This window comes from Streptomyces sp. NBC_01237, from assembly GCF_035917275.1.
Classification (GTDB): Bacteria; Actinomycetota; Actinomycetes; order Streptomycetales; family Streptomycetaceae; genus Streptomyces.
In genome coordinates this window covers 3,863,777-3,883,615 of the sequence record NZ_CP108508.1, presented here as the reverse complement: position 1 = coordinate 3,883,615, position 19,839 = coordinate 3,863,777, and the positions used below count along the sequence as shown (strand labels likewise).

The 19,839-nt window shown below is 70.9% G+C and carries 15 protein-coding genes and 1 rRNA gene; 11 read left to right on the top strand and 5 right to left on the bottom strand.

The annotated features are described in order from the left end of the window. Positions 1-53: 53 nt before the first annotated feature. Positions 54-854, top strand: a complete 801-nt coding sequence (locus OG251_RS17170) for a hypothetical protein (protein WP_326681294.1) — start codon at positions 54-56, stop codon at positions 852-854. Between the two features lie 335 nt (positions 855-1,189). On the opposite strand, the gene disA is transcribed toward OG251_RS17170, so the two are convergent. Then, complete coding sequence (gene disA / locus OG251_RS17165) at positions 1,190-2,314, bottom strand: DNA integrity scanning diadenylate cyclase DisA (protein ID WP_326678014.1); 1,125 nt, start codon at positions 2,312-2,314, stop codon at positions 1,190-1,192. 80 nt (positions 2,315-2,394) lie between these two features. Continuing rightward, positions 2,395-3,807, bottom strand: a complete 1,413-nt coding sequence (gene radA / locus OG251_RS17160; RefSeq protein WP_326678013.1) for a DNA repair protein RadA — start codon at positions 3,805-3,807, stop codon at positions 2,395-2,397. A 171-nt stretch (positions 3,808-3,978) separates the two neighbouring features. Here radA and OG251_RS17155 point away from each other — a divergent pair, with 171 nt between their 5' ends. Further along, positions 3,979-5,841: a BACON domain-containing protein gene (locus OG251_RS17155; RefSeq protein WP_326678012.1), complete on the top strand. Its 1,863-nt coding sequence runs from the start codon at positions 3,979-3,981 to the stop codon at positions 5,839-5,841. 62 nt (positions 5,842-5,903) lie between these two features. Here the strand turns inward: OG251_RS17155 and OG251_RS17150 are convergent, their stop codons facing one another. Next, on the bottom strand, positions 5,904-6,758 hold the full coding sequence (locus tag OG251_RS17150) for a hypothetical protein (RefSeq protein ID WP_326678011.1): 855 nt from the start codon (positions 6,756-6,758) through the stop codon (positions 5,904-5,906). A 51-nt stretch (positions 6,759-6,809) separates the two neighbouring features. On the opposite strand from OG251_RS17150, the gene OG251_RS17145 reads away from it, so the two are divergent. The 4 genes from OG251_RS17145 to ilvD all read left to right on the top strand — a co-directional run bounded on the left by OG251_RS17145 (position 6,810) and on the right by ilvD (position 11,448). Beyond that, positions 6,810-7,757 (top strand): Ppx/GppA phosphatase family protein, encoded by a 948-nt coding sequence (locus tag OG251_RS17145; RefSeq protein ID WP_326678010.1) that lies wholly within the window; start codon positions 6,810-6,812, stop codon positions 7,755-7,757. Positions 7,758-7,892: 135 nt separating this feature from the next. Further along, positions 7,893-8,726 (top strand): sugar phosphate isomerase/epimerase family protein, encoded by an 834-nt coding sequence (locus OG251_RS17140; protein WP_326678009.1) that lies wholly within the window; start codon positions 7,893-7,895, stop codon positions 8,724-8,726. A 67-nt stretch (positions 8,727-8,793) separates the two neighbouring features. Next, complete coding sequence (locus OG251_RS17135; protein ID WP_326678008.1) at positions 8,794-9,414, top strand: TetR/AcrR family transcriptional regulator; 621 nt, start codon at positions 8,794-8,796, stop codon at positions 9,412-9,414. Between the two features lie 183 nt (positions 9,415-9,597). Next, positions 9,598-11,448 carry a dihydroxy-acid dehydratase gene (gene ilvD / locus OG251_RS17130; protein WP_326678007.1) on the top strand — a complete coding sequence of 617 codons (1,851 nt, stop codon included), beginning with the start codon at positions 9,598-9,600 and terminating at the stop codon, positions 11,446-11,448. A gap of 203 nt (positions 11,449-11,651) precedes the next feature. Here ilvD and OG251_RS17125 read toward each other — a convergent pair whose 3' ends face one another. Further along, positions 11,652-13,793 (bottom strand): serine/threonine-protein kinase, encoded by a 2,142-nt coding sequence (locus OG251_RS17125; RefSeq protein WP_326681293.1) that lies wholly within the window; start codon positions 13,791-13,793, stop codon positions 11,652-11,654. A gap of 124 nt (positions 13,794-13,917) precedes the next feature. Between OG251_RS17125 and OG251_RS17120 the strand changes: the two genes are divergently transcribed. The 3 genes from OG251_RS17120 (at position 13,918) to proC (ending at position 15,756) form a co-directional block, all read left to right on the top strand. Then, positions 13,918-14,262, top strand: a complete 345-nt coding sequence (locus tag OG251_RS17120) for an SH3 domain-containing protein (protein ID WP_326678006.1) — start codon at positions 13,918-13,920, stop codon at positions 14,260-14,262. A gap of 63 nt (positions 14,263-14,325) precedes the next feature. Next, the gene (locus tag OG251_RS17115; protein ID WP_326678005.1) at positions 14,326-14,883 is read left to right on the top strand and encodes a hypothetical protein; all 558 of its coding nucleotides are present in this window, start codon (positions 14,326-14,328) and stop codon (positions 14,881-14,883) included. Positions 14,884-14,946: 63 nt separating this feature from the next. After that, entirely contained in the window at positions 14,947-15,756 is an 810-nt protein-coding gene (gene proC / locus OG251_RS17110; protein WP_326678004.1) for a pyrroline-5-carboxylate reductase, read from the top strand. Between the two features lie 3 nt (positions 15,757-15,759). Here the strand turns inward: proC and OG251_RS17105 are convergent, their stop codons facing one another. Then, the gene (locus tag OG251_RS17105; RefSeq protein ID WP_326678003.1) at positions 15,760-16,347 is read right to left on the bottom strand and encodes a cysteine hydrolase family protein; all 588 of its coding nucleotides are present in this window, start codon (positions 16,345-16,347) and stop codon (positions 15,760-15,762) included. A gap of 73 nt (positions 16,348-16,420) precedes the next feature. Between OG251_RS17105 and OG251_RS17100 the strand changes: the two genes are divergently transcribed. After that, positions 16,421-17,410: a GlxA family transcriptional regulator gene (locus tag OG251_RS17100; protein WP_326678002.1), complete on the top strand. Its 990-nt coding sequence runs from the start codon at positions 16,421-16,423 to the stop codon at positions 17,408-17,410. A gap of 643 nt (positions 17,411-18,053) precedes the next feature. Next, positions 18,054-19,579: ribosomal RNA gene (locus tag OG251_RS17095) — 16S ribosomal RNA — on the top strand. Positions 19,580-19,839: the final 260 nt, after the last annotated feature.

Sequence of the window (19,839 nt, the reverse complement as noted above, 5' to 3'; positions counted from 1 at the left end):
GGGTGGGGCGGGAGTTGGCCCGGATCTCTCGTAGAGTTCGGGACGTGGGTTCTATGCGCAATCCGGTCGGGCCGCTTCCCTCCACCATCTACTGGCGACGGAGGGCAGTAGCGGCGACGCTGGTTGCGCTGCTCGCGTTGCTGATCGTGTGGGTCGTCACTTCCGGCGACGGCAAGGGGAACAGAGGCGACGCGAAGGCCGACGGATCGGATCCGGTGCGGTCGATCACCCCGGGCCCCTCGGGTTCCGGACCGGCGATCAGCCAACAGCCCGGCGGACGCGACGAGTCGGGCGACACCGGCGGGGACGGCACGGGAAGCGACGGCAGCAACGGGGACCCCGGCACGGGCGACAGCGCGGGCTCCGGGTCCACCGGCACGGCGGGATCCGACGGATCGTCGACGGGCGCCGGGACGGCGGGCCAGCAGGTCCCGGCCGGCTCCCCGCTCCCCGACTGCGTCCCCGCCGCGATCCAGTTGAGCCTGCGTACGAAGGTCAGTTACGGCCCCGAGGACAAGCCGAAGTTCGAGCTGATCGCCAAGAACACCTCGGCCACCACCTGCAAGGCCGACCTCGGCCCGAAGAACGCGGTCCTCACCATCACCGAGGCCGGCGGCGACGAGGACAGTCCGGTGTGGTCCTCGAAGGACTGCCCGGCCGCCCCCGGCAGCCTGCTCCTGAAGGTCCCGGCGGGCACGACCGTGGTCCACACCGTGGCATGGGACCGCACCCTGAGCGCCCCCCGATGCGCTACGCCTCCTGCGGCGAAGGCGGGCCCGGGGACGTACCTCCTGGAGGCGAAGGCCCCGGGAGAACCCCTGCAACGAGCCTCGTTCGTCCTCTCCAAGGACTGACGAGCAGCAAGGACACCAACCCCAGCCGGCCCGGCGCTTGACGAGCAGCAAGGACACCAACCCCAGCCGGCCCGGCGTTTGACGACGGAACCAGGGCGCCAGCTCCAGCCCGTCCGGCGTTTGAGGACGGAGCCGTCGCTGCGTTGGGCCTGGCACAAGGCGCACCCGGCAGGCCGGTCCCCCTTGGCAGGGGCCACCCCCAGCAGTCCGGCCAACCTCAGCCCGTCCGGCGCTTGAGGACGGAGCCCCCGCCCCGTGGGCCCGGCACGACACCGGCCCGGCAGGGCGTCACACCCCAGCCCGTCCGGCGCTTGAGGACAAAACCCCCGCCACCCCTAGACGTACCGCTCCAGGATCGACGACTCCGCCAGCCGCGACAGCCCCTCCCGCACGCTCCGCGCCCTGGCCTCCCCGACACCGTCCACGGTCTGGAGATCGTCCACGCTCGCGGCCAGCAGCTTCTGCAGACCGCCGAAGTGCTCCACCAGCCGCTCGATGATCGCTCCCGGCAGCCGCGGCACCTTCGCCAGCAGCCGGAATCCCCGCGGGGACACCGCCGAGTCCAGCGTCTCCGGCGAGCCGCTGTACCCCAACGCCCGTGCCACCACGGCCAGTTCCAGCAGCTCCGTGTGGCTCAGCGCGTCCAGCTCGGTCAGCGCCTCCGCGACCGTGCGGGACCGCTTGGCCGTCGGCTCCGGCACATAGTCACGCACGACCAGTTCCCGCTCAGGCTCGACACCCGCGATCAGCTCGTCCAGCTGGAGCGAGAGCAGCCGCCCGTCGGTGCCCAGCTCCACCACGTACTCGGCGATCTCGGTCGCGATCCTGCGCACCATCTCCAGGCGCTGGGCGACCGCCGTCACGTCCCGGACCGTCACCAGGTCCTCGATCTCCAGCGCGGAGAGCGTGCCCGCGACCTCGTCGAGCCGCAGTTTGTACCGTTCCAGCGTCGCGAGCGCCTGATTGGCCCGGGACAGGATCGCGGAGGACTCCTCAAGGACCCGCCGCTCCCCGTCCACGTACAGCGCGATCAGCCGCATCGACTGCGAGACCGAGACGACCGGGAAGACGCACGCCTTGGAGACCCGGTCCGCCGTGCGGTGGCGGGTGCCGGTCTCCTCGGTGGGGATGGACGCGTCCGGCACCAGCTGCACACCGGCCCGCAGGATCTTGGTCATGTCCTTGTCGAGGATCAGCGCGCCGTCGAGCTTGCACAGCTCGCGCAGCCGCGTCGCGGTGAACTCCACGTCCAGCACGAATCCGCCGGTGCACATCGACTCGACGGTCTTGTCCATACCGAGGACGATCAGTCCACCGGTATTGCCGCGGAGGATGCGCTCCAGGCCGTCCCGCAAGGCCATTCCGGGCGCGACCGCGCTCAACGAGGCGCGCATCAGCGCCTCGTTGCCGGTGCCTTGGCCGGACTTTCCGGGCGATGCCGCCCGGTCGTTGGCTGCCACTGCACTCCTCCGGTCACAGGTTTGCGATGCCCTTGCGTCCCTCATACCGTTCGTACGGGCGGGCGAGACCAGGGCAAAGTCTACCGGCGCGCGCCGTCCTCCTGTGGTGCCTCCGGACGAGACCGGCGCGGGAGCACCCTCAGAGCGTCGCCCATGTCGGCGACTTCCGTGACCTTCATACCGGACGGGACCTTCCCCGGGTCGGTCGGGACCAGCGCGTGGGTGAAGCCGAGGCGGTGCGCCTCGGCCAGCCTGCGCTGGACTCCGGTGACCCTTCTGACCTCGCCCGCGAGGCCCACCTCACCGATCGCGACCAGGTTCTTCGGCAGCGGGGTGTCGCTGGCCGCGCTGGCCAGGGCGAGCGCGATCGCCAGGTCCGCGGCGGGTTCGGTGAGCTTCACGCCGCCGACCGTCGCACTGTAGATGTCCCGCTTGCCGAGCGCGCTGATACGGCCGCGCTGCTCCAGCACCGCCAGCATCATCGAGACCCTGGAGGTCTCCAGACCGGAGGTGGTGCGCCGGGGTGAGGGGATCTGGGAGTCGACCGTCAGCGCCTGCACTTCGGCGACCAGCGGCCGCTTGCCCTCCAGGGTGACGGTCAGACAGGTGCCGGGCACCGGCTCGTCGCGACGGGTGAGGAAGAGGCCCGACGGGTCGGCGAGCCCGGTGATGCCCTCGTCGTGCAGCTCGAAGCAGCCGACCTCGTCCGTGGCCCCGTAGCGGTTCTTGACGCCGCGCACCAGACGCAGCCGGGCATGACGGTCGCCCTCGAAGGACAGCACCACGTCGACCAGGTGTTCCAGCAGCCGCGGCCCGGCGATCGCGCCGTCCTTCGTGACATGGCCGACCAGGAGCGTGGCCATCCCGCGTTCCTTGGAGGCCCGGATGAGCGCCCCGGCGACCTCGCGGACCTGGGCCATGCCCCCGGGTGCGCCGTCGATCTCGGGCGAGGCGACGGTCTGGACGGAGTCGAGCACGAGCAGCGAGGGCTTGACCGCGTCCAGATGGCCGAGCACCGCGGACAGATCGGTCTCCGCCGCGAGGTAGAGGTGGTCGTTGATCGCCCGGATCCGGTCGGCGCGCATCCGCACCTGGCTCGCGGACTCCTCGGCGGTGACATAGAGCGTGCGGTGGTCCTCGCTCGCCGCCTTGGCGGCCACGTCCAGCAGCAGCGTCGACTTGCCGACGCCCGGTTCGCCCGCGAACAGCACGACGGCGCCCGGTACGAGCCCCCCGCCCAGCACCCGGTCCAGCTCTCCGACGCCGGTCGAGCGCGCGGTGGCCTGGCGGCTGTCGACCTGGCCGATCGGGACGGCGGCGGTGGAGACGCGGCCGGCCGCGGTCGTCCGCACGGCGGGGGCGCCGCCGAACTCCTCGACCGTCCCCCACGCCTGGCACTCGGGGCAGCGGCCGAGCCACTTCGCGGTGGTCCAGCCGCACTCGGTGCAGCGGTAGGACGGCCGGTCCTTCGTGGATTTCGTACGGGCAGCCATGGCGTCACCGTATAGGGGCGGTACGACAGTGCCGCCCGGGGCGGGGGCGTGCGGGGGCGCTCGCGGCGGAATCGGTGACTCCTGTCCCCTTTTGGGGGATACGTTCACCCGTAAGGGTTAAAAGTACTGAAGGGGTACTAAGGGCATGTCCTCAATGCCTACGGTCGCCGGGTGACGAGCAGCAGGCTGGAGCCCCCCACGCACACCACCGGCGCACACCGTGCGCACCGACGTGCGCCCCACGCGTCGGCACTGCGGCTGCCCGCAGGCGACGAGCCCTACCTCGACGGACTCTTCACCTACTGCCTCTCCGTGCTCTGCGACCACGAAGCGGCCACCGAGGCGCTCGGCGCGGTCCTGGTGATCGCGGAGCGGCAGGACGGCCGGTGCCCCGCGGGCGCGGAGGAACGTAGAACCTGGCTGTACGCGCTGGCCAGGTGGACATGCCTGCGCAAGCTGGCCGAGCGCAACCGCGGCCGCCACGCCCACCGCCACCCGGCGAAGGAGACCCGGGCCACGCGCATGCCGTCCGCCCGTCTGAAGTCCGCGCAGCCCGACGCCGCCCAGACCTGGGCCGCGCAGGCACCGGCGCACGTGAACCACCGCGCGCCGGTGTCCCTCCCCGGCGCACCCCCGACGGGCCTCGCCACGCCCCCCACCCCGGAGGAAGCGGCCGTCCCGGCCCCCGCCGAGTCCCCGGCCGCCGAGGCACGGCGGCGCGAACTGGCCAAGCTCGCCTGGCCCGAGGCGGCGGGCACCACCCCGGAACAGCGGGAGGCGCTCGAACTCGCGGTACGCCACCGGCTCACCCCGCGCGCCATCGCCTCCGTACTCGGCCTGGAGCCCGCCGGCGCCCGGCAACTGCTGGCAGCCGCCGTCTGTGAGGTCGAGCGCACCCGCGCCGCCCTCGCCGTGGTCGAGACCGGGAACTGCCCCACCGTCGCCCGTCTCACCGGCGACCACCGGGTCCTGCTCTCCGCCGCGCTGCGCCGTGAACTCGTCCGGCACGTCGACGACTGCCCCCGCTGCCGTCGCGTCGCCGAACGGGCCGGTGCCGCCGGTCCCTGGCCCGGAGCCGCCGTCACACCCACCGCCGTGCTGCCGGTGGTCGAGGCGCCCCGCCCCTCCGTGCGGGTCGCCATGGTCCACGCCCGGCGCTCCAGGCCGCACACCCCGCGCTTCGACCGGGCGGGCTACCCGCTGGACCCGAAGGACCACGCCGCGCGCCGGGACCGGCTGCGCGCCCGGGTGGTGACGACGACCGTGGTCGCGACGGTCGTCGCCGCCCCCGTGATCGCCCTGTGGGCCGCCTACCGGGGTGCGCCGCACACCGGTGAGGGGCACGACGGCTCCTCGGTCACCGCGACCGAGATGGACGGCAGGGGCGGCATGGACGGAGCCCCGTACGACCGTTACGAGAACGCGGGCAACGCCCGTCCCGGAAAGAAGGGCCGCTTCCCGGACGGCGCCCGTGTGCCGGGCGTGACGGCCGAGGTCATCAGCACCGGCGACGGACAGCACGGCCCCGGCCGCCTCGCCGTCACCGCCCGGTCCTCCGGAGACGTCACGACCATCACCCTGACCGCCTCCGGCAGCGGCCACCTCGCCTGGTCGGCGTGGGTGGACGCGCCATGGCTGCGCCTCAGCCGCACGGCGGGCAGTCTCGCCGCCGGTGAGAGCGTCACGATCCGGGTCTCGGTGAACCACGCGGTGGAGCCGGACGGGCGCTGGAGCGCACGCATCGGCATCGCCCCTTCCGGGGCCGTGGTCGAGTTCGAGGGGTACGGAGCCACGTCCCCGGCGAACGGCGGCCCGTCGCGTCCGACGCGCCCCACCCCCCGCCCGCCGGACCCGGGTACGGACCCGACCCGGCCCACGCCGGATCCCACCGGCCCCACCGCTCCCACCCCGACCCCGACGGCTCCCACCCCCGGCCCGACGGGCACCGCGGACCCACCACCGTCCGACCCGCCGGCCTCCCCGGAGCCGTCCGACCCGCCCACCGGCCCGTCAGGACCGGTCCCCACGGACTGACGGCCCGCGGGGGCCGGTCAGGGCCTGCGGGCCGTCGGTCCGTGGGGAGCGCGGCTGGGAGGTCAGGCCGCCGGACCGGGCTGCGGATCGGCCGGGTGCGGAGCCATCGGCAGCAGCGACGACAGCCGCTCCTCGCACAGCTCGACCAGTCGGTCGTAGCCCTCCTTGCCCATCAGCTCGGTGAGCTCGGGGCGGTAGGAGACGTACACCGGGTCCCCGGCCCCGTGCGCCGAGGTGGCCGAGGTGCACCACCAGTGCAGATCGTGGCCGCCGGGACCCCAGCCCCGGCGGTCGTACTCACCGATCGAGACCTGGAGCACGCGCGTGTCGTCGGGCCGGTCGATCCAGTCGTACGTACGCCGGATCGGCAGCTGCCAGCACACGTCGGGCTTCGTTTCGAGGGGCTCCTTGCCCTCCCGGAGCGCCAGGATGTGCAGCGAGCAGCCCGCACCGGCCGCGAATCCGGGCCGGTTCTGGAAGATGCAGGAGCCCTCCCAGCGACGCGTCTGGCGTTCGCCGTCCTCGTCGACGCCGACCCAGCCCGTCTGCGTACCGACGTCATGGAACTGCCACAGCTCCGGTGTCAGCCGTGCGACATGGCCGGCCACCCGCTTCTCGTCGTCCTTGTCGGAGAAGTGGGCGCCCAGCGTGCAGCAGCCGTCGTCGGCGCGGCCCGCCTGGATTCCCTGGCAGCCGCTGCCGAAGATGCAGCTCCACCTGGAGGTCAGCCACGTCAGATCGCAGCGGAAGATCTGTTCGTCGTCCGAGGGGTCGGGGAACTCCACCCAGGCCCGCGCGAAGTCGATGCCCGTCTCGTCGGACCCGTTCGGTCCGTTCTTTTCCGGTTGCGATGTCTCCCGGTTCGTCTTCTGCTTCTTCGTGGCTTTGCCCGGCTTCGCCTTTTTCGTCTTTGGCACGCGCCAAGAGTAAGACCGACCGGCGCCGACCGGCCGCAGTAGCGTTCCGGTATGAGACTCGGAGTCCTCGACGTGGGGTCGAACACGGTTCATCTGCTGGTGGTGGACGCGCACCCCGGTGCCCGCCCGCTGCCCGCGCATTCGCACAAGGCCGAGCTCCGGCTGGCCGAACTCCTCGACGCGGACGGGGCCATCGGCCCCGTGGGCGTGGACCGGCTGGTGTCGACCATCGCCGGAGCGGTCCAGGCCGCCGAGGACAAGGGGTGCGAGGACGTCCTGGCGTTCGCCACATCGGCGGTGCGGGAAGCGACCAACGCGGACAGGGTGCTGGCCCGGGTACGCGACGAGACGGGCGTCGACCTCGCGGTCCTCAGCGGTGAGGAGGAGGCCCGGCTCACCTTCCTCGCCGCCCGCCGCTGGTTCGGCTGGTCGGCCGGGAAGCTGCTGGTCCTGGACATCGGCGGCGGCTCCCTGGAGATAGCGTTCGGCATCGACGAGGAGCCCGATGCCGCGGTGTCGCTGCCGCTCGGGGCCGGACGCCTCACCGCGGCCTGGCTGCCGGCCGGCCCGGCGACACCGGAGGAGGTGAGGGCGCTGCGCCGCCACGTACGGGCCAGGATCGCCCGGAGCGTCGGCGAGTTCAGCCGCTTCGGCCGCCCCGACCACGTCGTCGCCACCTCCAAGACCTTCAAACAGCTCGCCAGGATCGCGGGCGCCGCACGCTCCACCGACGGGCTGTACGTACAGCGCTCCCTCACCCGCAGGGCGCTGGAGGAGTGGGTGCCGAAACTCGCGGCGATGACCGTCGAGGAGCGGGGCCGGCTCCCCGGAGTCTCCGAGGGACGCGCCGCCCAGCTGCCGGCCGGGGCGCTGGTGGCGGAGGGCGCGATGGACCTGTTCGGGGTCGAGGAGCTGGAGATCTGCCCCTGGGCGCTGCGCGAGGGTGTCATCCTGCGCCGCCTGGACCACCTCCCGGCGGAACAGGCCGTCCTGTACTGACGCAGCCCGCGTGGATGCCGTTCGCGGACGCCGGTACGGGCACGGGACTCGCGGGTACGGGAGGCCCGTCATGGCCCTGGTCACTTTCGGCCGGTGCCCCTCGGCGGGGCGCATCGCTGCCCGTACGCTGTCCAGGTGGCAGAACCAGTGGTGCGCATCCCCGATGCGAAGGTCGCCCTGTCGACGGCTTCGGTCTACCCGGAGTCGACCGCGACGGCCTTCGAGATCGCCGCGCGCCTGGGCTACGACGGGGTCGAGGTCATGGTCTGGACCGACCCGGTCAGCCAGGACATCGAGGCCCTGCGACGGCTCTCGGACTACCACGGGGTGCCGATCCTCGCCGTGCACGCGCCCTGCCTCCTCATCACCCAGCGGGTCTGGTCCACCGATCCGTGGGTGAAGCTCCAGCGGGCCAGGGCGGCCGCGGAGAGGCTCGGCGCGTCGACCGTCGTCGTCCACCCGCCGTTCCGTTGGCAGCGCAACTACGCGCGTGACTTCGTGACCGGCATCTGGCGCATGGCGGACGAGACCGATGTGCGGTTCGCCGTCGAGAACATGTACCCGTGGCGCTACCGGGACCGGGAGATGCTCGCGTACGCCCCCGACTGGGACGTCACCAACGACGACTACCGGCACTTCACGGTCGACCTGTCGCACACCGCGACCGCGCGCACGGACGGGCTGGCCATGGTGGACCGGATGGGCGACCGGCTGGCCCACGTCCACCTCGCCGACGGCAAGGGCTCCAGCAAGGACGAGCACCTGGTGCCCGGCCGGGGCGACCAGCCCTGCGCGGAGCTGCTGGAACGGCTGGCCCGGACCGCGTTCGACGGCCATGTCGTCATCGAGGTCAACACCCGGCGCGCCATGTCCTCCGCCGAACGCGAGGCCGACCTCGCGGAGGCGCTCGCCTTCACCCGGCTCCACCTGGCGTCCTCGGCCCAGGCCCCCACACGTGAAACCCGGTAGGCCCGAGAAGCGGGTGACACCCGAGAAGCACGTGACGCACGAGAGGCGAGAGGAAGCCGAGGAGCGCGTGACGCCCGGAGCGGTCCCCGCCCCCCGGCGCCGCGGCCGCCCCTCCCGTACCGCCGGGGAAACCGGCCCCGACGCCCGTACCCGCATCCTCGAAGCGGCCCGTACCGAATTCGCGGAGCGCGGCTACGACAGGACGTCGATCCGGTGCATCGCCGGGGCGGCGGGCGTGGACGCCGCCCTGGTCCACCACTACTTCGGTACGAAGGACGAGGTCTTCGCCGCCGCCATAGAGGTCTCCTTCGAACCCGCCCTGGTCATCCCCGGGCTCATCGGCGGCTCGACGGACGGCCTGGGCGAACGGCTGATCCGCTACTTCCTCTCCGTGTGGGAGAACCCGGCCACCCGGGCCCCGCTGCTGGCGATCCTGCGCTCGGCGCTCACCCATGAAGCGGCGGCGTCGGTCCTGCGCGGCTTCGTCCTGCGGCGGCTGCTGGAGCGGATCGCGGCGGAACTGGACGTACCGGACCCGACCTTCCGGGCGGAACTGGCGGCCTCGCACATGGTCGGCATCGCGATCCTGCGGTACGTGATCAAGGCGGAGCCGCTGGCCTCGGCGGACCCGGAGGAGATCATCGCGATGGTGGGCCCGACCCTGCAGAGATACTTCACGGAAGCCTGACTCCCGGGCCGGACCGGGCCGGACCCTCCTGACCTGGGCCGGAGCCGTACACGGACCCGGACCCGGAGCCCGTGCACCGCCCGTTCCCTGAGCACCGCGTCCCGAAATCCGGACGCCGTGTCCAGATCTTGGATTCGAGGCGTACGCTCGAAGACAGTCTTTTCTGTCGAAGGAGCGAGCGCGATGCCGCAGCTGAGGTCCCGCACTGTCACCCACGGCCGCAACATGGCGGGCGCCCGCGCCCTTATGCGGGCGTCGGGCGTAGCGAGCGAGGACATCGGCAAGCCGATCATCGCGGTGGCCAACTCGTTCACCGAGTTCGTCCCGGGCCACACCCACCTCGCCCCGGTCGGCCGGATCGTCTCCGAGGCGATCAAGGCCGCGGGCGCCGTGCCCCGCGAGTTCAACACCATCGCCGTGGACGACGGCATCGCGATGGGCCACGGCGGGATGCTCTACAGCCTCCCGTCGCGCGACCTGATCGCCGACTCCGTCGAGTACATGGTCGAGGCGCACTGCGCCGACGCGCTGATCTGCATCTCCAACTGCGACAAGATCACCCCCGGCATGCTGATGGCCGCCATGCGCCTCAACATCCCGACGGTCTTCGTCTCCGGCGGCCCGATGGAGGCCGGCAAGGCCACCCTGGTCGACGGCACCGTCCGCAAGCTCGACCTGGTCAACGCGATCAGCGACGCCGTGGACGAGAGCATCTCCGACGAGGACATCCTCCGTATCGAGGAGAACGCCTGCCCCACCTGCGGCAGCTGTTCCGGCATGTTCACCGCCAACTCGATGAACTGTCTGACCGAGGTCCTCGGCCTCTCCCTCCCGGGCAACGGTTCCGTCCTCGCCACGCACACCGCCCGCAAGGCGCTGTACGAGGACGCCGGCCGCACGGTCGTGGAGATCACCAAGCGCTATTACGAGCAGGACGACGAGACGGTCCTGCCCCGCGCGATCGGCAGCCGCGCCGCGTTCGACAACGCGATGGCGCTGGACATCGCGATGGGCGGTTCGACCAACACGATCCTGCACCTGCTCGCCGCCGCCGAGGAGGCGGAGCTGGCCTACGACCTCGACGACATCAACGAGGTCTCGCGCCGCGTCCCGTGCCTGTCGAAGGTCGCCCCGAACGTGGCCCCCGGCGGTACGTACTACATGGAGGACGTCCACCGGGCGGGCGGCATCCCCGCCCTCCTCGGCGAGCTCCACCGCGCGGGGCTGCTCAACGAGGAGGTGCACTCGGTGCACTCCGACTCCCTCGCCGAGTGGCTGAAGAACTGGGACGTGCGCGGCGGCTCCCCGTCGCCCGAGGCCGTCGAGCTGTGGCACGCCGCCCCCGGCTGCGTCCGCTCCGCGACCGCCTTCTCCCAGTCCGAGCGCTGGGACACCCTCGACCTGGACGCCGCGGGCGGCTGCATCCGCGACCTGGAGCACGCGTACTCCAAGGACGGCGGTCTCGCGGTCCTCAAGGGCAACCTCGCGGTGGACGGCTGTGTCGTGAAGACGGCCGGTGTCGACGAGTCGATCTGGACCTTCGAGGGCCCGGCGGTCGTCTGCGAGTCGCAGGAGGCGGCCGTCGACAAGATCCTCCGCAAGGAGATCAAGGAGGGCGACGTCGTCGTCATCCGTTACGAGGGCCCGCGCGGCGGTCCGGGTATGCAGGAGATGCTCTACCCGACGTCCTTCCTCAAGGGCCGCGGCCTCGGCAAGAGCTGCGCGCTGGTCACCGACGGCCGCTTCTCCGGCGGTACGTCGGGCCTGTCGATCGGCCACGCGTCGCCGGAGGCGGCATCGGGCGGCACGATCGCGCTCGTCGAGGACGGCGACCGCATCCGCATCGACATCCCGAACCGGTCCATCGAGCTCCTCGTCCCCGACGCCGAACTGGCCGCCCGCCGCGAGGCGCTGAACGGCGTCTACGCCCCGAAGAACCGCGAGCGCAAGGTCTCGGCGGCACTGCGGGCGTACGCGGCGATGGCGACGAGCGCGGACCGGGGCGCCGTGCGCGACGTCTCCAAGCTGGGCTGACCCGAGCGGTACGTCACCGGGCCCGCCGCCACCCACGGGTGCGGACGGGCCCGGTTTCCGTGACCGCCCGGCCGGGGGCCGACGGCCGGCGGGCGAGGCGCGGTCCCAGGGCCGGGGGCCGACGACCGCAGGACGCTTCCAGAGGCGTGGCGCCTACGGCTCCGGTGGCCGTTCGCCGTGGGGCCGCTTCACCGGCCCCCGCTTCACCAGCTCCCCGGGTCCCGTCCGTCGACGGCGAAGACCGAGCCGTCCGGGGCCGTACCCACCACGATCCGCCCCACCGCGACGGGCGCGGGCAGCACCGACGCATAGGTGAGCCTGCCCTCCCGCAGCCGGGCGCGGGTCTGACCGACCAGCGCGCCCCGCCCGGTGTCGACGGCCAGCAGCCGCCCGTCCGCCGCGGAGAAGTACAGCTGCTCGCCCGGCCCGAGGACGGGGGCCGAGGTGCGCCCGACACCCGTCTCCAGGCGCCACAGTTCGGCCTTCCCGTGCGAGCGGGTGTCGAGGGCGAGCAGCGTTCCGCCCCGTGCCAGCAGATACGCGGTGTCGCCGCCCAGCACCACCTGCGGATCGTTCATCCGGAAGGGCAGTCCGATCCGGGTCAGGGTGCGCGGCCCGGGGTCGTAGCGGATGAGCGCGACGGTCTCCGAGTCCTCGTTCATCGCCGTCAGGACGAGCGCACCGTCGGCGGTCCCGGCGGGAGTGAGTATCCCGTCCAGCCGCCGTTGCCACGCGGTCCGGCCGTTGTCCGCGTCGACCGCGGTGACGAGCGTGGTCGAGCCGGAGGCCGAGTGCTCGAAGGCGTAGGCCAGCCCGGACGCGCCGTCGTGGACGGCGAAGTCGGGGCGCAGGTGCCCGGGGACCGTGTGCCCCCAGCGGGCCTTCCCGGTCGCGCCGTCCAGCGCCTTCACCCTGCCGTCGTCCGTGACCAGCAGCAGCGTGCCGCCCGCCGGGAACGGGGCGTCGGGGTACGCGGACACATCGGTCTCCCGTATCCGCGTGCCCCCGGCCGGGTCGTACGCGCGCAGCGTCCCGCCCGGGTCCGCGCTGTGGACGAGGCCGCCCGCGACCACCGGCGGCGACGCACCCTCGCGCGCGCCCTTCCGGTCCGACCAGAGCACGCGGCCGTCCGCGGGGTCCAGGCGCGCGATGCCCGCCCCGGCCACCGCGCAGTAGACCCCGGCCGCGGCCCCGGCGGCGGAGCTCCCGCCCGAGGAGCAGACGGGGGTGTCACTGCCGGTGGTCCGCAGCGGGGTCCGCCACGGCGCGAAGGCCGCCGCCGCCTTCCTGCCGCCCGCCGGGGTGTGCGGATGCGGATCGTCCTGATCGCCCCACACCCCCAGCGCCGCCGCGCCCGCGCCGGTCACCAGCACGAGCAGCGCGACGCCCGCCGCCACGAGCCGGCCGCGCGGCCGGCGCCGTACGACCGGGGGCGCGGCCCGCACATGGGTGGTGGGCCCGTCGGCCGCCTCCACGGCCGCCGGCCGCCGCTGTGCCGGTATGAACGCGGCGGCCTCGTACGACGGTGGACGCAGCGCCGCCATGATCTCGTCCGGCGTGGGCCGCTGTGCCGGGTCCTTCGCCAGACACCGGCCGACCAGCGGCGCGAGATCCCCGGGCACCCCGGCGAGATCCGCCTCGTCGTGCACCACCTGGTACGCCACGATGTACGGGCTGTCCGAGTCGAAGGGCCCGCTGCCGGTCGCCGCGTGGACGAGCACGGCCCCCAGGGCGAAGACATCGGCGGCGGGACCGACCTCGCGGGGCCGCTGGAACTGCTCGGGCGCCATATAAGGGGGCGAGCCGATCAGCTTGCCCGTCTCGGTGCGCAGATCGCTGTCGTACGGCCGGGAGATCCCGAAGTCGATGACCTTGGGCCCGGAATCGGAGAGCAGCACGTTGCTCGGCTTGAGATCGCGGTGGATGACCCCGGCCCGGTGGATGTCGCGCAGCGCCTCGGCCAGCCCCGCGGTGAGCCTGCGCAGCTCGGCGGGGGCCAGGGGGCCGTTCCGCTTCACCTGCTCGGCGAGGGTGGGGCCGGGCACGTAGAGCGTGGCCATCCAGGGGCGCGGGGCGGCCGGATCGGCGTCCACGACCGGTGCGGTGAACGCCCCGCTCACGCGTCGTGCCGCCGCCACTTCCTGCCGGAAACGCGCCCGGAACTCGGGGTCCGCCGCGTACGGCCCGTGCACCACCTTCACCGCGAGCTGGAGCCCCGATGCGGAGCGGGCCAGGTGCACGACACCCATGCCGCCCGATCCGAGGCATGCCTCAAGCCGATACGTACCGGCGTACTCCGGATGCTCCGCTTCCGGATTGGCTCCGGTCCCTCGCAGCGGCGGCATCGCCCACCCCCGTGTGTTCGTGCGCAAGCGCGACGCACGGAGCCTAGTCGATGGTGCGTGCGAGCGGCGTGGGGCTTGTTAGCCTGCGCGTCGTAGTCATGGTTACTCAACGGGGGAGGCACCCATGGGTGTTGAAGACAGCGTCACCACGGTGGACACGGCAGCGGACACGGCAACGGTCACGGGGGTGGCAGCCACCGTCGAAGCCGCCTCCGACGACCTTCAGAAGTACCCGATCGCACCGGGCTACCGCGTCAACGTCCGGGTCGGCCCCGGCACCAACTACCGGATCGTGCGGACCCTTCCGTACGGGATGAAGGTCCCGGTCTACTGCCAGAAGCCGGGGGAGCGGGTCACCGGCCCGTACGGCACCACGAACCTGTGGGACAACATCGCCAACGGCCAGTTCATCTCGGACGCGTACGTCCACACCGGCAGTGACGGGTACGTCGCCCCGCGCTGCGACTGACACCGGCCCGCACGTGCGGGCCGGTCCGACGCGACCACCACCCGTCCGGGGATAATCGACTCCGTGAGCGAGAACAGCGAAGCACCAGGTACCCCGCCCACCGACGCGGTCGCGTCCGGCGGCACCACCACCGCCCCCGGCCCGCAGCCCGAGCCCCTCCGCTTCTTCGGTACGACCTGGGTCGACCGCGACGGGGGCTACGGGCTGCGGCGCGCCGGAGCCGCGATCGGCTCGCTCGCCGCGGCGGCCGCCGCGTGCTTCGTGCTCCGGTTCGCCTATCAGGGCCTGGAGATCGCGGAGGTCGGCAGCCTGATCGGGATGCTGGTCATCCTGATGTTCGGCATCTGCAGCGCCATCGCCTTCCGCAAGACGTGGGAAGGCTTCGGCGCCCGCCCGGCGGACCCGGACCGTGAGGACAATCTGCGCGGCCTCAAGTCGATCGGTTTCATCGGCTCCCTGCTCGCATACTTCTGCCGCTCGCTCCTGGAGGCACCCGGCGAGAAGCTGCGGCGTACGGAGTACGAGACGGCCCTCGCCCAGTACACGAAGCGCCGCTCCGCCCGCACCGGCAACCCGGCGGCCCGCCGTACGGCCAAGGGCAAGCGCCCCAGGAACCGGTAGGCCCCGGTGCGAGGATGACGAGGACGACCCAACAGCACAGAGCACCGCCCGGAGGGTGAACGCATGACCCAGACAGTCGCAGTCCTCGGCACCGGCAAGATCGGCGAAGCCCTGCTCAGCGGCATGATCCGGGCGGGCTGGCGCCCCGCCGACCTGCTGGTGACCAGCCGCCGCGCCGAGCGCGCGGAAGAGCTCCGTACCCGCTACGGCGTCGAGTCCGTCACCAACGCCGAGGCGGCCAAGAGCGCCGACATCCTCATCCTGGCGGTCAAGCCCCAGGACATGGGCAGGCTGCTCGACGAACTCGCCCCCCATGCCACCGCCGACCGCCTGGTCATCAGCGCCGCCGCGGGCATCACCACCGCGTTCATCGAGGACCGGCTGACCGCGGACACCCCCGTGGTCCGCGTCATGCCGAACACCCCCGTCCTCGTCGACGAGGGCATGTCCGTCATCTCGGCCGGCAGCCACGCCACCACCGAGCACCTCGCCACCGCCGAGGAGATCTTCGGCGGTGTCGGCAAGACCCTCCGGGTCCCGGAGTCCCAGCAGGACGCGGCCACCGCCCTCTCCGGCTCCGGCCCCGCGTACTTCTACTTCCTGGTCGAGGCGATGACCGACGCGGGCATCCTGCTCGGTCTGCCCCGCGCCCAGGCCCACGACCTCATCGTGCAGGCGGCCATCGGCGCCGCCGTCATGCTCCGGGACAGCGGCGAACACCCGGTCAAGCTCCGCGAGGCCGTCACCAGCCCGGCCGGCACCACCATCAGCGCCATCCGCGAACTGGAGAACCACGGCGTACGCGCCGCCCTCATCGCGGCCCTGGAAGCCGCCCGGGACCGCAGCCGCGAGCTGGCCTCCGGCAACGGCTGACCGTCAGACCGCCACCGCGGCCACCAGCTCCCCGCTCCTCACGACCTGCGCGAAACCGCCGCCGTGCAACGTCACGGCGGTGGCCCGCGCCAGCTCCTGGGCGCCGAGCGTCCACCCCCAGGGCCCGACACCGTCGAACGTGTACGTCGCGTCCAGCGCGAAGAACACCTCGTACCCCAGGTTCCCGCCCATCCGCGCCGTCGTCTCCGCGCACATATTGGTCTGGATCCCGGCCACCACGATCTGCCGCACCCCGGCCTCCCGCAGCCAGGCATCCAGATCGGGCGTCCCGTAGAAGGCGGAGTTCACCGACTTCGTCAGGAACAGCTCACCGCCGCTCCCCTTCCCCCGCCGCTCCTCCACGTACGGCTTGAAGTCGTTGCCCGGGTACCCCGCCCGCAGCGGCGAATCGGGCTTGTCCGAGTCATGCCGTACGAACACGACGGGCCGCCCGCTCGTCTGCCACGCGTCGATCAGCCCGGCGATGTTCCGATCCGCGTCCGGGTTGTTCCGGGGTCCCCAGTAGGTCTCCTCCTCGAACCCCTTCTGGACGTCCACCACCACCAGCGCCGCGTTCTCCGTGATCTCCATGCTTCGATCCTGCGCCTCCCCGCGTCCTTCGCCCAGACCGGCAGAAGTCATCGACCGATGGTTTACTGCCACGATGCGCATCGCACTCGTGGCCTTCCCCGGTATCCGGGCGTTCGACGTCTCCGTCATCACGGAGGTGTGGGGCGTGGACCGCACCGACCGCGGGGTCCCCGCCTTCGACCTGCGCCGTACCGCAGCCGACCCGGCCCCGATCCCTCTGCGCGGCGGCCTCGGCCTCACTCCCGACCGCACCCTGGCCTGGCTGTCCCGGGCCGACCTGATCGTGGTCCCCGGCCTCGACGACCACCTCACCCCGGCCCCCGCCCCGGTCCTGGACGCACTGCGCCTGGCCCACGGCCGGGGCACCCCGATCGCCGCGCTCTGCGGAGGGGCGTTCACCCTCGCCCAGGCCGGCCTCCTCGACGGCCGCCGGGCCGTCACCCACTGGAACCTCACCGAGCTCCTGCGCACCCACCACCCCCGGGTCACCGTCGTCCCGGACGCGCTCTTCCTCCATGACGACAACATCTGGACGTCGGCGGGCACCGCGGCCGGAATCGATCTGTGCCTCCACCTCGTCCGTACGACGCAGGGGGCCGAAGCCGCGGCGGCGATCGCCCGTTCGATGGTCACCGCTCCGTTCCGTACGGGGACCCAGGCCCAGTTCATCGAGCAGCCCACCCCGCACGCCGACCGCGACGCCGACGCCCTCGCGTCGGTACGCGCCCACGCCCTGACCCATCTGGCCCAACCCCACACGGTCGCCACCCTCGCCGCCCGTGCGGGCATGTCCCCGCGCTCCTTCGCCCGCCGTTTCCAGGCGACCACGGGCACGACCCCACTGCGCTGGCTGATCACCCAGCGCATCGCCGCAGCCCAGAAGCTCCTGGAGCGCACCGACCACCCCCTCCCCGAGGTGGCCCGCCGCACGGGCTTCGGCAGCGAGATCACCATGCGCCAGCACTTCGCGGCGCACCTCTCCACCAGCCCCCACGCCTACCGCCAGGCCTTCCACGAAGCACCCACCAGGACCGGGGTTGACACGCCCCGAGCAGATCCGTAGTGTGCTCCGAGTTGTCCGACGTGAGCGCCGACCCCGGTCGGTCCCCGGACAGCCATTCCGCAGTAACCACGACAAACGAGCGACCACGTGTCGCGCTGCTTTTCGTGCGCATTCGCGAAATGAGGAATCCGCGTTCGAAGGAACGCAGCCCCGATTAGCGTCGGAGCCAAGGAATCCGCTAAAGTCTCACTCGTCGGAACGGCCCAACAGCCGGGAAGACAAGCCCCGCTGACTGGGAATCAGGCCCGAAAGGATCTGATAGAGTCGGACTCGCCGGAAAGGGAAACGCGAAAGCGAAGAACTGGAAAGCGAAAAATGCTCGGCCCGCTTCGACCGGGAATCGGACACGAAAGAGTCTGATAGAGTCGGAAACGCAAGAACACGAAGGGAAGCGCCCGGAGGGCCCCGGTGAAACGGGACCGAAGGAAGCGTCCGTTCCTTGAGAACTCAACAGCGTGCCAAAAGTCAACGCCAGATATGTTGATACCCCGGCCTGCTTCAGCAGGTTGGTGGTTCCTTTGAAAGTCCTGCCGGGCCTTACGGTTCCGGTGGGCAATTACACAGCGAGGACGCTGTGAACGACTGGTCTTATTCCGACCGGTCGTTCCGCTCTCGTGATGTGTGTCCCGATTACGGGAAAACATTCACGGAGAGTTTGATCCTGGCTCAGGACGAACGCTGGCGGCGTGCTTAACACATGCAAGTCGAACGATGAAGCCTTTCGGGGTGGATTAGTGGCGAACGGGTGAGTAACACGTGGGCAATCTGCCCTTCACTCTGGGACAAGCCCTGGAAACGGGGTCTAATACCGGATAACACTCCTGCCTGCATGGGCGGGGGTTAAAAGCTCCGGCGGTGAAGGATGAGCCCGCGGCCTATCAGCTTGTTGGTGGGGTAATGGCCTACCAAGGCGACGACGGGTAGCCGGCCTGAGAGGGCGACCGGCCACACTGGGACTGAGACACGGCCCAGACTCCTACGGGAGGCAGCAGTGGGGAATATTGCACAATGGGCGAAAGCCTGATGCAGCGACGCCGCGTGAGGGATGACGGCCTTCGGGTTGTAAACCTCTTTCAGCAGGGAAGAAGCGAGAGTGACGGTACCTGCAGAAGAAGCGCCGGCTAACTACGTGCCAGCAGCCGCGGTAATACGTAGGGCGCAAGCGTTGTCCGGAATTATTGGGCGTAAAGAGCTCGTAGGCGGCTTGTCACGTCGGATGTGAAAGCCCGGGGCTTAACCCCGGGTCTGCATTCGATACGGGCTAGCTAGAGTGTGGTAGGGGAGATCGGAATTCCTGGTGTAGCGGTGAAATGCGCAGATATCAGGAGGAACACCGGTGGCGAAGGCGGATCTCTGGGCCATTACTGACGCTGAGGAGCGAAAGCGTGGGGAGCGAACAGGATTAGATACCCTGGTAGTCCACGCCGTAAACGTTGGGAACTAGGTGTTGGCGACATTCCACGTCGTCGGTGCCGCAGCTAACGCATTAAGTTCCCCGCCTGGGGAGTACGGCCGCAAGGCTAAAACTCAAAGGAATTGACGGGGGCCCGCACAAGCAGCGGAGCATGTGGCTTAATTCGACGCAACGCGAAGAACCTTACCAAGGCTTGACATATACCGGAAAGCATCAGAGATGGTGCCCCCCTTGTGGTCGGTATACAGGTGGTGCATGGCTGTCGTCAGCTCGTGTCGTGAGATGTTGGGTTAAGTCCCGCAACGAGCGCAACCCTTGTTCTGTGTTGCCAGCATGCCCTTCGGGGTGATGGGGACTCACAGGAGACTGCCGGGGTCAACTCGGAGGAAGGTGGGGACGACGTCAAGTCATCATGCCCCTTATGTCTTGGGCTGCACACGTGCTACAATGGCCGGTACAATGAGCTGCGATGCCGCGAGGCGGAGCGAATCTCAAAAAGCCGGTCTCAGTTCGGATTGGGGTCTGCAACTCGACCCCATGAAGTCGGAGTTGCTAGTAATCGCAGATCAGCATTGCTGCGGTGAATACGTTCCCGGGCCTTGTACACACCGCCCGTCACGTCACGAAAGTCGGTAACACCCGAAGCCGGTGGCCCAACCCCTTGTGGGAGGGAGCTGTCGAAGGTGGGACTGGCGATTGGGACGAAGTCGTAACAAGGTAGCCGTACCGGAAGGTGCGGCTGGATCACCTCCTTTCTAAGGAGCACTTCTTACCAGGCTTCGGTTTGGTCAGAGGCCAGTACACCGGCGAATGTTCGGTGCTGGTTGCTCATGGGTGGAACGTTGACTACTCGGCACGACAGGTTGTTTTTCACTAGTACTGCTTCGGCGTGGAACGTGGGGAGGGATCGGTCGGGTCGGGCACGCTGTTGGGTATCTGAGGGTACGGACTCGTTTGAGTCTGTCCTTCGGTTGCCGGCCCCAGTGAACTCGTCGAATGCGACGGGGTGATGGGT

What these genes read in the sequence shown, in the direction of transcription:
- radA (WP_326678013.1), bottom strand. Translation starts at nt 3,807, where the DNA reads ATGGCTGCCCGTACGAAATCCACGAAGGACCGGCCGTCCTACCGCTGC.
- OG251_RS17100 (WP_326678002.1), top strand. Translation starts at nt 16,421, where the DNA reads ATGCGCATCGCACTCGTGGCCTTCCCCGGTATCCGGGCGTTCGACGTC.
- OG251_RS17170 (WP_326681294.1), top strand. Translation starts at nt 54, where the DNA reads ATGCGCAATCCGGTCGGGCCGCTTCCCTCCACCATCTACTGGCGACGG.
- proC (WP_326678004.1), top strand. Translation starts at nt 14,947, where the DNA reads ATGACCCAGACAGTCGCAGTCCTCGGCACCGGCAAGATCGGCGAAGCC.
- OG251_RS17120 (WP_326678006.1), top strand. Translation starts at nt 13,918, where the DNA reads ATGGGTGTTGAAGACAGCGTCACCACGGTGGACACGGCAGCGGACACG.
- OG251_RS17125 (WP_326681293.1), bottom strand. Translation starts at nt 13,793, where the DNA reads ATGCCGCCGCTGCGAGGGACCGGAGCCAATCCGGAAGCGGAGCATCCG.
- OG251_RS17145 (WP_326678010.1), top strand. Translation starts at nt 6,810, where the DNA reads ATGAGACTCGGAGTCCTCGACGTGGGGTCGAACACGGTTCATCTGCTG.
- ilvD (WP_326678007.1), top strand. Translation starts at nt 9,598, where the DNA reads ATGCCGCAGCTGAGGTCCCGCACTGTCACCCACGGCCGCAACATGGCG.
- OG251_RS17105 (WP_326678003.1), bottom strand. Translation starts at nt 16,347, where the DNA reads ATGGAGATCACGGAGAACGCGGCGCTGGTGGTGGTGGACGTCCAGAAG.